Origin of the sequence: Comamonas sp. Z3, from assembly GCF_008121565.1 — a bacterium.
In the GTDB taxonomy this organism is placed as follows: Bacteria; Pseudomonadota; Gammaproteobacteria; order Burkholderiales; family Burkholderiaceae_C; genus Comamonas; species Comamonas brasiliensis.
Genome location: NZ_VOQU01000004.1, coordinates 502,916 through 517,409 on the forward strand (window position 1 = coordinate 502,916; position 14,494 = coordinate 517,409).

Sequence of the window (14,494 nt, forward strand, 5' to 3'; positions counted from 1 at the left end):
GGTGATCCTCAGTCCGCAGTCGCGACAGCCACCAGCGGCTGCCCCTCGCGGGTCTGTTCCAGCAGGCGCGTGAAGTCTTCGGCCGGCAAGGGCCGGCTGCAGAAATAGCCCTGAAAGTAGTCGCAACCCTTTTGCTGCAGGAAGCTCAGTTGCTCCTGGGTTTCCACGCCTTCGGCCAGGACCTTCAGGCCCATGGCATGACCGAGGGCAATGACCGAGCTGCTGATGGTCATATCGTCCGCGCTGTGCGGAATGTCGCGGATAAAGCCCTGATCGATCTTGAGCAGATCGAGCGGGAAGCGCTTGAGGTGCGCCAGCGACGAATAGCCGGTGCCAAAGTCATCAATGGCCAGGCGAAGGCCCAGCTCGCGCAGGCGGTTGAGCACGGCCAGTGCCTCCTCGGGCTTTTCGGCCAGTGCGCTTTCGGTGATTTCCAGCTCCAGCAGACTGGCCGGAAAGCCCGACTCGGCCAGCGCCCTGGCCGTGGCACCGGCAATATCGGTCAGCAAAAACTGATGCAGCGAGACATTGACCGCAATCGTCAGATCGGGCAGGCCTGCGGCACGCCATTGCTGGCCCTGACGACAGGCCTCGCCCAGCACCCACAGGCCCAGCGGACCGATGACGCCCGAGTTTTCCGCCACGGTGATGAAGCGGGCCGGAGAGATCAGGCCGTCCTCGGGGTCCAGCCAGCGCACCAGGGCTTCCGCCCCCATCAGGCGTCCCGTCGCCAGATCGATCTGCGGCTGGTAGTGCAAGCGCATATGACCGAGATCCAGCGCACGGCGCAGACGCGCCTCCATGGCCAGGCGCTCGCGGGCGGCCTGAGTCATGTTTTCATGGAAGAAGCACCAGGCATTGGAGCCCCTGGCCTTGGCCCCATAAACCGCCGCATGGGCACCCTGCAGCAGATCGCCGGCCGTCAGCGCATGCTCGGGGTACAGACAGATGCCGGCACTGACACTCACCACCACGGACAGCCCGTCCGGCGTGGTCCAGGGCTGGCCGGCAGCTGCCATCAGGCGCTCGGCCACCTCCACCGCACTGTCACGACCGCATATGGATTGGGCCACCACGCAGATTTCATCGCCCGCCAGGCGGCCAATGATGTCGCCGTGGCGCAAAGCGCCCTGCATCTGCACAGCCACATGCCTGAGCACCTCGTCGCCGATGGAGTGGCCATAGCTGTCGTTCACGTCCTTGAAGCGGTCGATATTGAACAGCAGAACGGCCATGCGGAGGTTGTTGCTCTGGCTCAGCGCCACCGCCTCGCCCAGCATGCGCGTGAACTGCGCACGGTTTGGCAAACCGGTCAAGGTGTCGCGATGGGCGAGGAAATCCAGCTGCTGCTCGCGCGCCTTCTCGGCCGAGATGTCGGTAAACATGCAGACGTAATGCGTCACCTTGTCGTTCGCGTCCCTGACCGCGCTCAGCGACATGCGTTCGGGAAAGACCTCTCCGTTCTTGCGCCTGTTCCAGATTTCACCCTGCCAGTGCCCGGTGGCATGCATGCTGGCCCACATGGCATCGTAGAAGGCCTTGTCATGCCGGCCAGACTTGAACATGCGCGGCGTCTTGCCCAGCATTTCGGCCTCGGAAAAGCCCAGCAGCCGCGTGAAAGCATGGTTGACCGAGAGAATGCGGCTGTTTGCATCAGTCACCACCACGCCCTCGATGGTGTTATCCACCACGGTGGAAGCCAGACGGCTGCGCTCATCGGCTTCGCGACTCGCGGTCTGGTCGGAGAGCAGGCCCGAGATACGTATCAGACGTCCGCTCGCATCCCTGTGTGCCTGACCGCGTGCGCGGAACCAGCGGTACAGACCGTCGAAGCACAGCAGACGCGCCGTCAGCACCAGCATGCTGCCCTGCTCCAGCGCCTGCTCGGCCTGGGCGCGCGCCGTTGCCGCATCTTCGGGATGCAGGCGCTGGTGGAAATCGAATTCGCGGGCCAGATCCTGACCCTGGTAGCGCAGCAAGGCGCTCATGCCCGTGGAGAAGTTCAGCCGCCGCTCCAGCGCATCCCATTCCCACACGCCATTGCCGCTGCCTTCCAGCGCCAGACGCAGCATGGTCTCGCTGCGCATCATGGCATTGCGCGCGCTGACCATCTCGCTCAGGTCCTGCAGCACGCAGACCAGGGCTACCGGCCCTCCCACCCCCGACGCCGCCACGCGGCTGGTGGTGCACAGCACGGGCGTGACCTTGCCGGTTTCGGCATTCACGCACTGGCGCAGCACCTGAAAGTAGTCAGTGCTGCCGTCGAGCAGGCGCTGCAGCTGCAGAACCACCTCGTCCCGGTCATGGACCGGCACCAGCACCCGAAAATCCTGGCCGCGCAGCGATTCCACGCTTCGGCCCAGCCAACCCGCCAGCTTGGCATTGGCCCAGACAATCTCGGCCCCGCCCACGTGCACGCGGGCCATGCCGGCCGGTGCGTGGCGCACCACCAGCTCCAGCTCCTGTGCAGTCTCCCGGCCACGCTGGTCAGCGCGCGTCTTGCGCTGCATGAACCAGAGTGCAACCAGCGCGGTCGCCAGCAACCAAACAATGAACAGGCCTATCTGCCAACGCAGCGACTGTCGATTCAGCGATACATCAAAATAGTTGAGCACACCTGCCTGTGCCCCCAACCACAGCATCCCGGCACACAGATAGAGGGCGACAATCACCCTGGGTGTGAGCGCAGAATGCCCCTCCTCGCTTTTCATGAATTTCCTTTGTCCGCAGGGTCCTCGCCTTGCTGCGACAATTGCCCAGCTATGACCCAAGCCTATATTTTGACTTTATCCTGCCCAGACCGACTGGGCCTGGTGCATGCCGTTTCCGGATTCTTGCTTGAGCAAGGCGGCAATATTGAAGAAGCAGCGCAGTACAACGACCCGGTAACCGGCCTGTTCTTCATGCGCGTGCAGTTTGCCTGCGATGGCAAAGACGCCGCCTCTCTAAAGGCATCCGTTGCTCAATTAGCTGATCAATATCAAATGCAGTGGAGTTTGCACTCCAAAGCCGAGCGCATCAAGACCGTGATCATGGTCAGCAAGGAAGGCCACTGCCTCAACGACCTGCTGTTCCGCTGGAAGTCGGGTCTGCTGCCCATCGAGATCAAGGCCATCATCAGCAACCACCGCGAGTTCTATCAGCTGGCGGCCAGCTACAACATTCCCTTCCATCACATTCCCGTGACTGCCGCGACCAAGGCCCAGGCCGAAGAGCGCCAGTACGAGATCATCGAGGAAGAAGGCGCCGAGCTGGTAGTGCTGGCCCGCTACATGCAGGTGCTGTCCAACGATCTGTGCAAAAAGCTGGCCGGTCGCGCCATCAATATCCACCACAGCTTCCTGCCCAGCTTCAAGGGTGCCAAGCCTTACTACCAGGCGCATGACCGCGGCGTGAAGCTGATCGGTGCCACCGCCCACTATGTGACCGCCGACCTCGACGAAGGCCCGATCATCGAACAGGACGTGGCGCGCGCCGACCATACCGACACCGTCGAAGACCTGACGGCCCGCGGCCGCGACACCGAGAGCCAGGTACTGGCACGTGCCGTGAAATGGCATAGCGAGCGACGCGTCATTCTCAACGGTCACAAGACCGTGGTGTTCCGCTAAATCCCTGGGCTTGGGATTGACCATATGACCCGCAGCCCCGGCTCCTTGAACAGCATTACGGCCAGGCGGATTCCGCCAATACAGTGCCTGCTCACTTTCGAGGCGCTGGCGCGGCTGCGCTCGGTCACGTTGACGGCGGAGGAGCTGTGTGTCACGCCCAGCGCCGTCAGCCACCGGGTCAAGCAGCTGGAGCAGATTCTGGGCGCGCGCCTGTTTGGCCGCACGGATTTCTCGCTGACCACGGACGGCAGCTCCTATCTGGCCCATGTGCGCGAAGGCCTGGGCGCCTTGCAGCGCTTCCCCGGAGCATCGGCCTCGCCCGGACGCAGACGCCTGAAACTGGCCGTCACCCCCACATTTGCGCGCGTGATCCTGATTCCACGCCTGCGCCAGTTCACCGAGGCCTATCCCGAAATCGACATTGCGCTGCAGGTTTCGATTCCGCTGCTGGATGTGATCGGTGAGGACGCCGACCTGATGGTGCGCTTCGGCGCCGGCCACTATGCCGACGTGGAGCATATCGAACTGGCCCGCGACACCGTCACACCGCTGGCCTCACCCAGCTTCATCCGCGAGCACGGACCGTTCGAGCGCCCGGACGACCTGGAAGGCATGCCGCTGCTGCGCAGCCCGCTGGAGCCCTGGCGCACCTGGTTCGCCGCGACCGGCCTCGACATGGCCGAACCCAACGAAGGCTCTCAGTTCAACGACATCGGCCTGATGTGCGACGCCGCATCGGCCAGCATGGGGATTGCCCTGGTACGACACAAGCTCGGAGCCCCCTGGCTGGAAAACGGCACACTGGTGCGCCTGTTCGATGTCGATGCTCCCAGCCCCCACGCACACTATCTGTGCTGGAAGACCGGCATCATGGATCGCTGGGAATGCGCAGCCTTCGCAGAGTGGCTGCGCAAGGCCATGGGCTGAGCGGCGACCCGTCGGCTGCGCTGCGGCGCAGCCCGTTGCACAGGCCGCGCGATGGATAACGAAGATGGAGCACTCACGGCATGAACCTGCAGCCCAGGCTGTACCCCGGCCTTGACCAGAACCAGGCACTCAACAGCGAAGCGTCGTCGCTGCTCATCCGCGCCCTGGCCGGTACGGGCAAGACGACCACGCTGGCCATCAAGGCCGTCGACCTGATCCGCACCCAGGGCGCGCGCAAGGTGCTGATGCTGGCCTACTCCGAGGCCGGCATCAAGGCCATTCAGGCACGCCTGGACCGGCTCACCGCCGTCCACCTCGAAGGCCTGCACCTGCTCACTCTGGAGCAGTTTTGCGCCCGCCTACTCGAAGAGCAGGGCGACCCTGTCCCCCTGCTCAGCTCGGGCCTCGAAAAGAATATGCTCATCGAGCAAGCCCATGAGGCGCTGCGGCAAGAGGTCGAGAGACATAAGGAGCTCGAGCTGCCCGAGCTCACGGACTACTTTGCCCGCCCCCTGGACATCAGTGCCTTCCTCGCCTTCGAGGCCCAGGCCAAGCAGCGCATGCTGGAACTCGACATCGATGCCAGCGGCCTCGCAGCGCTGGCATATTGCCGCGACAACGCTCTGGACTACGGCCTGTACCGGCTGCTGCGCAGCTATGAGCGGCTGCGCTCGGGCCCCACCCAGGAGCCGCTGTTCTATGCACCCGGCGACTGCACCTACGCGCTGGCCTGCCAGCTGGCCGCACTGGACTTCGATGCCGGCTTTACGCTGCTGCAGGGCCGCTTCGAGGCCGTGCTGTTCGACGAGCTGCAGGACCTGGACGAGGCAGCGCTGCTGGTGCTGCGGCATCTGGCACGCGGCAACGGCCGCTTCATCGGTGTCGGCGACTTCAACCAGCACATTCTGCCGGGCGCTTCCTCCATCTTTGGCGACAGCGCCCAACGCATACTGCAGGAGCTGCCCGCAGGCACCGGCCAGGCCACGCTAAACACAACCTATCGCTTCGGCCCCCTCATCTGCCAGGAACTGAACCGTCTCTTCGGCGTGGAGTTCGAAGCCCATTACCGCAATGCCTCGGCCTGGTTCGAACATCGCCGTGGCGATGATGAGGACTGCGCGCGGCAGTTGCTGGACATCCATGCCACCGTGGCCCGTCTGCCCCGCAAACCGCAGGACCCGCCCGCCGTGCTGCGCGTCATCCTGCGCTCGCCCGAAGATTCGATACGGCTTGAATGGCTGTTCGCCCACGAAGGCGTGCACTATGCCTGCAAAGGCATGCAGCGTTTCTACCAGCGCCGTGAAATCGCCCTGGTGCTGGCCATGCTGTGGGCCATGCCCGGCTGCAGCGGTACCGCCCGGCTCTCGCAAGGCATTCTGAACAGCGCCGCCGAAGGCCTGATGCGCTATGTGCGCCATGCCAGTCCACCTGACCGGGATCTGCTGGCCAACGGCCTGTTCGACATGAGTGCATTGGGCGAAGCCCCGCCGGAGTCCGACACGCTGCGCATCGCAGCCGAACTGATGGGACGGCAGAGTGCCATGCGCCGTTTCCTTGCCGTCCAGATCGCACCGGACTCTGCCGCTGCCCGCTTGCTGGCCCTTCCCGCCGAGCAGTGCGCCGATGCTGGACAGCTGTGCCGCCATCCGCTGCTGCAGCAGTTCTTTGCCCAGGCCGCCATCAGCCGGGAGGAGCTGCGCCAATGCCTGGCCAGCCTGCAAGCGCTGTCGCAGATCTGCGCCGGGCTTACCGTCGATGAATTCCTGGGCCGTCTCAGCCTCATGGTCCAGTCGAGCATCGCACAGCATCAGCGCCAGGAAAAACCCAGCCTGCAGCTGCTCACGGTGGAGCGCAGCAAAGGCCATGAATACGACTATGTGGCCGTGCCCTTCGTCCATGCCAGGCATTTCTCCTCCGATGCGAACGACCCGCAGCGCAATCTGCTCTATGTCGCCATGACCCGCGCCAGCAAGCGGCTGTGGGTACTGGAAAGCAGCTGACGACGCAAGGCCGTGGGCTGATACAGGTCAAGCCTGTATCCCGCATGCGAGTCAAAACTGCGTAACGTCGCTGCGTGCAGACATTGCCGCAGTTGCCCTCTATCGCCGGCCTGCTCCCCCTCCCACCATGGGCTCACAACAACGAGGAGGAGACCTATGCCAACCCCAATGCGCTGCGCCTGGCTTCTGGCCGCCGGCATTGCCGCCCTGCCCCTGCATGCGCAGGACAGCCCCGTCACCATCGGTGCCAGCCTGCCGCTGTCCGGTGCACAGGCCGAGGCCGGCAAGGAAGGGCTGAGCATCATGCAGGCCCAGGTGGAGGCTTTCAACAAGCTCGGCGGACTGGGGGGCAAGCCTCTGACGCTCAGAGTACTGGACGATGGCTACGAACCGCAGCGCGCCGCCGGCAATGCACGCCAGCTGATCCAGGAAGGGGCCGTGGCCCTGCTCAACTGCTGGGGAACGGCCAGCTGCGCCGCCATGCAGCCCGAGATACAGCAGGGCCAGACCGCCCTGGTGGGGGTGATTGCAGGGGCCGGCAGCATGCGCCAGCAGCCAAGCCGATTCGTCTACCCGCTGCGCGCCAGCACTCAGGCCGAAATTGCGGCCATGTTGCAGCAAATGCAGACCATAGGTCTGCGACGAGTCGCCATCGTTCATCAGAACGACGGCTTCGGCAAAGACAGTCTGCAGATTGCCCTGACCGCCTTTGCCGCCAAGGACCTCAAACCCGTCATCACACTGGCCGTGGAAGCATCGGGCGCCAATACCCCGGAGCTGGCCAGGCAGCTGGCCGCCCAGCCCGATCTCCAGGGCGTCATCGTGCTGGCGGGCGCTCCGGCCACCATAGGTCTGATCAGCATGGCCAGGCAGGCCCATGTCACCGCACCGTTCTACAACCTGGCCGCTCAGGCCAATCGCGCCGTGGTGCAAGGGCTGGGGCCGTATACGCGCGGCATCGCCTTCACCACCCTGGTGCCCAGTCCCTGGAAGGGCGCGATCCCGGCCATCAGGGACTACCAGCAACTCGTCGGCCAGCCAGGCATGCCGCCAGCCTCCTACCTGGGGCTGGAAGTCTTTCTCAACACCCGCACCCTGCTCGATGCGCTGCGCAAGGCCACGCCCTCCAATCAGCGTGCGAGCCTGACTGCCGCACTCGACGCCATGGGGGAGGTTCGCTACGGCGCCATGCACCTGCGCTTCATGCCGCCACGCAGCGGCTCCAGCTATGTCGGGTTGACCATGATCGACGCAGGCGGCCATTTCAGAGAATAAATCGACTCAATCGCTTACCCATAAAGCGTTTAATGCTCTCATTTCAAAAGCTTTCATGACTGTCATCGCAAAGCATTTCAAGCAGCTTTGCAATAAAGCTCACACCAAGGCGCGGGCGCATCCCCTACATTTGCAGGCATGACGTCCGCCAGCACATTCACCGATCTCGTCGCCACCTCCAGCACGGCGGCCAACGCAGCACATCACCTGCCCGAGCCGTCCGAGCGCGCCAGGCGCCAGGCCGAGGTGCTGGCGGCACTGCGCCCCCATGTGCCGGCGCATGCCCTGCTCTATCAGAGCGAAGACACCACGCCCTATGAATGCGACGGACTGACGGCCTACCGCCAGCGCCCGCTGCTGGTCTGCCTGCCCGAGACTTATGCACAGGTGCAGGCCGTGCTCAAGGCCTGCCATGCCATCGCGGCTCCCGTCATTGCGCGCGGCGCGGGCACCGGACTTTCGGGCGGCGCCATGCCCCACCCCATGGGCGTGACGCTGTCGCTGGCCAAGTTCAACAAAATCCTCGGCGTCGATGCCTACAGCCGCACGGCCCTGGTTCAATGCGGCGTTCGCAACCTTGCCATCAGCGAAGCCGCTGCCCCCTACGGTCTGTACTATGCGCCCGACCCCAGCAGCCAGATCGCCTGCACCATCGGTGGCAATGTGGCCGAGAACTCGGGCGGCGTGCACTGCCTCAAATACGGACTCACGGTGCACAACGTGCTCAAGGTCAAGGGCTTCAGCATCGAAGGCGAGCCCGTCGAATTCGGCTCGGATGCACTCGACACCCCCGGACTGGACTTGCTGGCCGTCATGATAGGCAGCGAAGGCATGCTGGCCGTGGTAACCGAGGTCACGGTCAAGCTCGTGCCCAAGCCCCAGCTGGCGCGCTGCATCATGGCCAGCTTCGACGATGTGCGCAAAGCCGGCGACGCAGTGGCCGCAGTGATCGCGGCCGGCATCATTCCGGCCGGGCTGGAAATGATGGACAAGCCCATGACGGCCGCCGTGGAGGATTTTGTGCGTGCCGGCTATGACCTCACGGCGGAAGCCATCTTGCTGTGCGAGAGCGACGGCACGCCCGAGGAGGTGGAAGAAGAGATCGCCCGCATGAGCGAAGTGCTGCGCCACGCCGGAGCCACAGCCATCACCGTGAGCGAGAGCGAGGAAGAGCGCCTGCGCTTCTGGAGCGGGCGCAAGAATGCCTTTCCCGCCAGCGGCCGCATCAGCCCCGACTACATGTGCATGGACTCAACCATTCCACGCAAGCGCCTGGCCGACATCCTGCTCGCGATCCAGGAGATGGAGAAGAAGTACCAGCTGCGCTGCGCCAATGTGTTCCACGCGGGCGACGGCAATCTGCATCCCCTGATCCTGTTCGATGCCAACAACCCCGACGAGCTGCACCGCTGCGAGCTGTTCGGTGCCGACATTCTGGAAACCAGCGTGGCCATGGGCGGCACGGTGACAGGCGAGCATGGTGTCGGAGTGGAAAAGCTCAACAGCATGTGCACCCAGTTCACCACGGCCGAGAACGCCCAGATGTTCGCGCTCAAGGCAGCGTTTGATCCGCAGTCCCTGCTCAACCCCGGCAAGGTGATTCCAACGCTCAACCGCTGCGCAGAGTACGGCAAGATGCTGGTGCGCGGCGGCCAGATCGCCCATCCCGAGCTGCCGCGATTCTGAAGTCCGGCCATGGCAAGATCACGGCTGCTGAATGCATTTGTGGAGCCGTTCGATGATCTCTTCCATCGGTAAGACGCTGGGCCTGCTGCTGGCCCCGGCACTGCTGACGCTGGCTGCGCCCCAGCCCGCACAGGCGCGTGGCTACACCTCCACCGGCAAATGCGGCATCTATCCGCGCCTGGCCATCACCAGCCCCGCCGGCACCTGCGTGGGCCTGATTGCCGACGAAGCCCACGGCCTGCGCTTTCCGCGTCGCGTGCTGGAAATTGCGCCTGGCCGCATCTGGGTGCTGGACATGGGCAACTGGATGCCCCATGCGGGCCAGCTGATCGAGCTTCGGCTGCCTCCTGACTCCGCCACTGCCGCCAATGCCAACACCACGGCCAAGGCCGTGGAAGCCCGGGTGCTGCTGAGCAGGCTCAACTATCCTTCGGGCATGGTGCGCGGACCTGACGGCAAGGTCTATATCGGCGAGGCCGACAAGATATGGCGGGCTGCAGTGCCCGCTCTCGGCCAGACGCCGCAGCCCGAGATGCTGGCCAGCGGCCTGCCAGCCGACGGCGCCCATCTGCTCAAGGAGCTGGCGTTTGCGCCGGACGGCAGCCTCTACGTGAACATGGGCTCGGCCACCGACGCCTGCCGGAGTGAGGACCAGAAGCAACCCGTTCCCTGCCCCGAGCGCAGCGCGGCCATGCCGCGCGCTGCGGTCTGGCGCATGGTGCTGCAGCCTGGCCCGCAGAGCGTCAAGGAATTCAAGCCATTTGCCAGCGGCTTGCGCAATTCCATGGCACTGGCCGTGATGCCCGATGGCCCGGCGGCGGGCACGATCTGGCAGGGCGAGAACAATATCGACTACCGCGATCCCAAGCAGCCGCCCGAGGAGCTCAACCTGCTGCGCGCAGGTGCCGACTATGGCTGGCCTTATTGCATAGGCGCACGCCAGAGCGCGCAAGGCTATGAAAAGCGCTTCGACTGCAGCAAGACCGAAGCACCGCACATGCTCTGGCCTGCCCATGTGGCTCCGCTGCAAATGCTGGCGACACCGATCGGCAGTGCATTTGGAGGGCAATTGCTGGTGGCCTGGCATGGACAGCGGGCCGAGGGCCAGCGCCTCGTGGGCTTTGCACGCGACGGCAAGGGCCGGCCCTCGGGCCAGCCCATTCAGTGGCTGAGCAACTGGGATGCCAAACCCGGTCTGCGCCCCGCCGGGCGCCCCACGGGCATGGGTATCGACCATGCGGGCCGGCTGCTCGTGGTGGAGGACTTCAACCGCAGCCTGCTGGTGCTGATGAGCGAAGCAGGCATGGCGCCAAGGCCCAAATAACCCAGTAAGGCGCTCAGTTTGTCACATCGCGCCCGCGCGCCAGAAACCGGGCGTACTCATCGCCCGGAACAAACAGGCCGCCCGTGGTCCAGACGATATGTGTGGCGTTCGCCATATGCGCCTGCAGCTTCTGGCGCTGCAGATAGTCCTGACCCGCAGCACTTTCAAGAAGGGCACGCGGACCGCCAAAGCCCGCTGCAGCCGATGGCTCGATCTGCAGCCCCTCGCTGTCCTGCAACAGGTACAGATGCCGAAACAGGGTCTCGTCCGCCACCGTGAACACGCCGCCGAGAAAGCCACGCACCACGTCGGCAGCCAGCTCCGACGCACGCGGCACGGCCAGGCCGTCGGCCTCGGTCCGGTTGTTCAGGCCCAGCGCATAGACCGAGGGATGGGCGCCCAGACCCGGCAGGGCCGAGGCACCGGCCAGCATCTCCACCATGAAGCAGGGCGACTGCACGGGTTCGGCAAAAAAACAATGCACATGCGGCCCGAATGCCTGCTGCAGACCCAGCGCCACGCCGCCAGGCGCACCTCCCACGCCGCAGGGGAGGTAGACAAACAAGGGATGCGTCTCGTCCACTGCAAGCTGGTGCTGTGCAAGCTGCGCGACCAGGTATGGAGCCGCCGCCGCATAGCCCAGCAGCAGCGAGAGCGAATGCTCGTCATCCACAAAGTGACAGTGAGGGTCCCGGTCGGCCAGCGCGCGGCCCGCAGCCACGGCCTGGGCATAGTCGCCGGCATGCTCCACCACCTGCACGCCACGCGCACGCAGGCGCTGCTTTTTCCATTCCTTGGCATCGGCTGACATATGGACCACCGCCTCGAAGCCCAGTGCCGAGGCCATGATGCCGATCGACAGGCCCAGGTTGCCCGTGGAGCCTACCGCCACCTGGTAGCGGGCAAACACCGCACGCGCGGCATCGGCGGCCAGTTGCAGATAGTCGCCATCAGCCAGCAGGCCGTGCTGCAAGGCGATCCGCTCCGCGTACTCCAGCACCTCGTGCACGCCACCGCGCGCCTTGATGGAGCCCGCCACCGGCAGGCTGTGATCGGCCTTGAGCCAGAGTCGGCCCATCTGCTCGGGCAGTTGCAACGCCCGCTGCATCTGCGGCACCGGCTGCAGCGCTGATTCAATGCGCCCGCCAGCCACCTGCAGCTCGGGAAACAGCCGCGCCAGCAGGGGCGCAAAACGCTCGAAGCGCTCTACGGCCTGCTGAACCTGGGCCGCGTCTATGACCTGCGAGGACTGTTCTGCATCGCTGCGCCCGGCCCACAGCGTGGGCCGGGCATGGCGCAGATCTTCAACCAGGTTGTGCAGCACGGAGAAAGTCATGGCATGCATCCATCGTCATACAAGACAGCCATATTAGGGCCAATGGAGCATGCCGGACGGGACGGCCAAGGCGTGGCTGCTATGCCTCTCCCATGGCAGGGTCGCTGACCGTGTGCTGACCGGTTTCCACGCGGCCCGCAAAGCGCCGGTAGTACGCCGGATCGCTGTCGCAGGTCACCGCGAAGTCATACCACTGGCCGCTGGCCTTCAGCTCCCAGTGCCTCTCGGCACTGGCGGCGGCGCCAACTTCGACCGTCCACGGGCCGTCGCTGCGGTAGGCCATGGGCGTGATGGTGAACACCGCAGCCTGCGCGCCCTTGTTCATCAGATCCACATAGACATTGCCGTTGGCGATGTCGTAGCAGACCCGCACCTCGGGGGCGGCCTGCACACTGCCCAGGCGATTCAGGTCGCCCTTGAAGTGGCGATGGAATCCGTTGGGGCCCAGCACCCAGAGGTCGTACTTGCCGAAGTTGTCGCGCACGGCATCCCAGGTATCGGACAGCATCTTGCCCGCTTCGACCATGTAGCGGCGAGGCGTGTGGTCCAGCTTGTAACGGTCATAGACATGGAAGACGGCTGCCTGCGTGCCGGTGTTCGCAAACACCAGCTCCACCGGGCCGTTGCTCTGGCAGCGCGCACTGGCATGCAGCTCGTAGGGCAAGGCCCGCGACGGACGTGTACCGCCGGCCTGCAAAGGCAGCTGCATATCGCGAGGCACGGGCACGGCGGGCAGCTTTTGCTGATCGGCACGCAGCTTGTCGGCAACATCGCGCGTGGAGCGGCCGGCCAGCACGGGCAGGGTCTCGTTGTTCGGCGTCTTGAAATTGAAGCTGCTCAGCAGATCGCCGCAAACCGCCCGGCGGAACGGGCTGATGTTGGGCTCCTTCACGCCAAAGCGGGCCTCCAGGAAGCGCAGCACCGACGTATGGTCGAACACCTGCGAGTTGACCCAGCCGCCGCGGCTCCAGGGCGAGATCACATACAGCGGAACGCGCGGCCCGGGGCCGTAGACACGGCCATCGGGGGCAGGCTGGCTACGGCTGCCGGCCGGTGCGCCATGCGTGAAGTATTCGGCCTGCAGATCGGCCTCCGGCAGCGTGGTCTTGCCTGCATAGCTCTTGTCGGCGTTCTGCGATGGTGCCGAGGGCGAAGGCATATGGTCGAAGTAGCCATCGTTCTCATCGAAGTTGACAAGCAGCACGGTCTTGCTCCAGACCTCGGGATTGGCCGTCAGCGCATCCAGCACTTCCTGCAGAAACCAGGCGCCCTGCACCGGGCTGGATGGGCCGGGGTGCTCGCAATAGATGGACGGCGCGTTGACCCAGGACACCTGGGGCAGCTTGCCTTCGCGGATATCGCGCTTGAAGGCGTCCAGATACTCCTCGGGCTGATTGCCGGGCAAGGTGTTGGCCACGCCTTTGTACAGCGGGTTGGCAGCGTCGTCGCTGGCCGCGTCATAGGCATGGTAGGGCAAAGCCTGGCCGGTGCTGGTATACGGTGCATTGGGCGCGCCGCCACTGGAGACAGGAAAGCCCGAAGCCAGATTGGCGCGACGAAAGCTCTGGAACGCGCCCAGCATGTTGTCGCCCCACTCGTCAGGCATGTTCTGGTAGCTGATCCAGCTCACTCCGGCTTCCTGCAGCCGCTCCGCATAGGTCTTCCATGTATAGCCGGTGGTGGCATCGCTGGTCACGCCATTGATGGCATCCCACTCGTTATTCACGAAAGCCACGTTCTGGGGCATGGCCCCGTTGGTGCCCGTCATGTGGAAGGACCGGTTGGCGTCGGTGCCGGTGTGCATGGCACAGTGGTAGGCATCGCAGATCGTGAAGGCATTGGCCAGCGCGAACTGATAGGGCAGCTCCTGCTCCTTGAAATAGCCCATGGAGGTGTCCGTCTTGGCCACGGGCCAGCGCGACATGCGGCCGTTGTCCCAGGCCTGCTGACTGTCCAGCCAGGAATGGGGGGTGCCGGAAACGCGCTGCGCATTGTTGGCCGTACCGTCCAGGTGATAGGGGGTGATCACCGTGCCGTTGGCTCGCTCCTGCTGCCAGACCTTGCGGCCATTGGGAACGGGAATGGTCATGCGGTCGCCAAAGCCGCGCACCCCCTTGAGCGTGCCGAAGTACTGATCGAAGGAGCGGTTTTCCTGCATCAGGATCACCACATGCTGCACGTCCATGACCGTGCCCGTGACATTGTTGGCGGGAATGGCCAGCGCACGGCGGATGCTGGGAGGAAAGGCGGCCAGTGCGGCAGCTGAAAAGGCAGCGTTCTTGCCGGCCTGCAGAAGATTGCGTCGCGAAATCATGTTGAAGCCTTGTCTGTCACC

9 protein-coding genes are annotated in these 14,494 nt (G+C 64.6%); 6 read left to right on the forward strand and 3 right to left on the reverse strand.

Annotated elements, in window-relative coordinates; translation table 11 throughout:
- Window positions 1-8 precede the first annotated feature (8 nt).
- Entirely contained in the window at window positions 9-2,711 is a 2,703-nt protein-coding gene (locus FSY59_RS14435) for a GGDEF and EAL domain-containing protein (protein ID WP_003050681.1), read from the reverse strand.
- A 51-nt stretch (window positions 2,712-2,762) separates the two neighbouring features.
- Here FSY59_RS14435 and purU point away from each other — a divergent pair, with 51 nt between their 5' ends.
- The 6 genes from purU (at window position 2,763) to FSY59_RS14465 (ending at window position 10,823) form a co-directional block, all read left to right on the forward strand.
- A complete protein-coding gene (gene purU / locus FSY59_RS14440; RefSeq protein WP_003050678.1) occupies window positions 2,763-3,611 on the forward strand; it encodes a formyltetrahydrofolate deformylase in 849 nt (282 codons plus the stop codon).
- 24 nt (window positions 3,612-3,635) lie between these two features.
- The gene (locus FSY59_RS14445; RefSeq protein ID WP_003050675.1) at window positions 3,636-4,538 is read left to right on the forward strand and encodes a LysR substrate-binding domain-containing protein; all 903 of its coding nucleotides are present in this window, start codon (window positions 3,636-3,638) and stop codon (window positions 4,536-4,538) included.
- Between the two features lie 80 nt (window positions 4,539-4,618).
- Entirely contained in the window at window positions 4,619-6,538 is a 1,920-nt protein-coding gene (locus FSY59_RS14450; RefSeq protein WP_034377304.1) for a UvrD-helicase domain-containing protein, read from the forward strand.
- Between the two features lie 156 nt (window positions 6,539-6,694).
- Window positions 6,695-7,813, forward strand: coding sequence for an ABC transporter substrate-binding protein (locus tag FSY59_RS14455; RefSeq protein ID WP_148729192.1), 1,119 nt, complete (start codon window positions 6,695-6,697; stop codon window positions 7,811-7,813).
- Window positions 7,814-7,951: 138 nt separating this feature from the next.
- Window positions 7,952-9,499 (forward strand): FAD-linked oxidase C-terminal domain-containing protein, encoded by a 1,548-nt coding sequence (locus tag FSY59_RS14460; protein WP_003050665.1) that lies wholly within the window; start codon window positions 7,952-7,954, stop codon window positions 9,497-9,499.
- A gap of 52 nt (window positions 9,500-9,551) precedes the next feature.
- Complete coding sequence (locus tag FSY59_RS14465; RefSeq protein WP_148729193.1) at window positions 9,552-10,823, forward strand: sorbosone dehydrogenase family protein; 1,272 nt, start codon at window positions 9,552-9,554, stop codon at window positions 10,821-10,823.
- 13 nt (window positions 10,824-10,836) lie between these two features.
- On the opposite strand, the gene FSY59_RS14470 is transcribed toward FSY59_RS14465, so the two are convergent.
- Complete coding sequence (locus FSY59_RS14470; RefSeq protein ID WP_148729194.1) at window positions 10,837-12,168, reverse strand: D-serine ammonia-lyase; 1,332 nt, start codon at window positions 12,166-12,168, stop codon at window positions 10,837-10,839.
- A gap of 70 nt (window positions 12,169-12,238) precedes the next feature.
- Entirely contained in the window at window positions 12,239-14,473 is a 2,235-nt protein-coding gene (locus FSY59_RS14475; RefSeq protein ID WP_187427921.1) for a phosphocholine-specific phospholipase C, read from the reverse strand.
- Window positions 14,474-14,494: the final 21 nt, after the last annotated feature.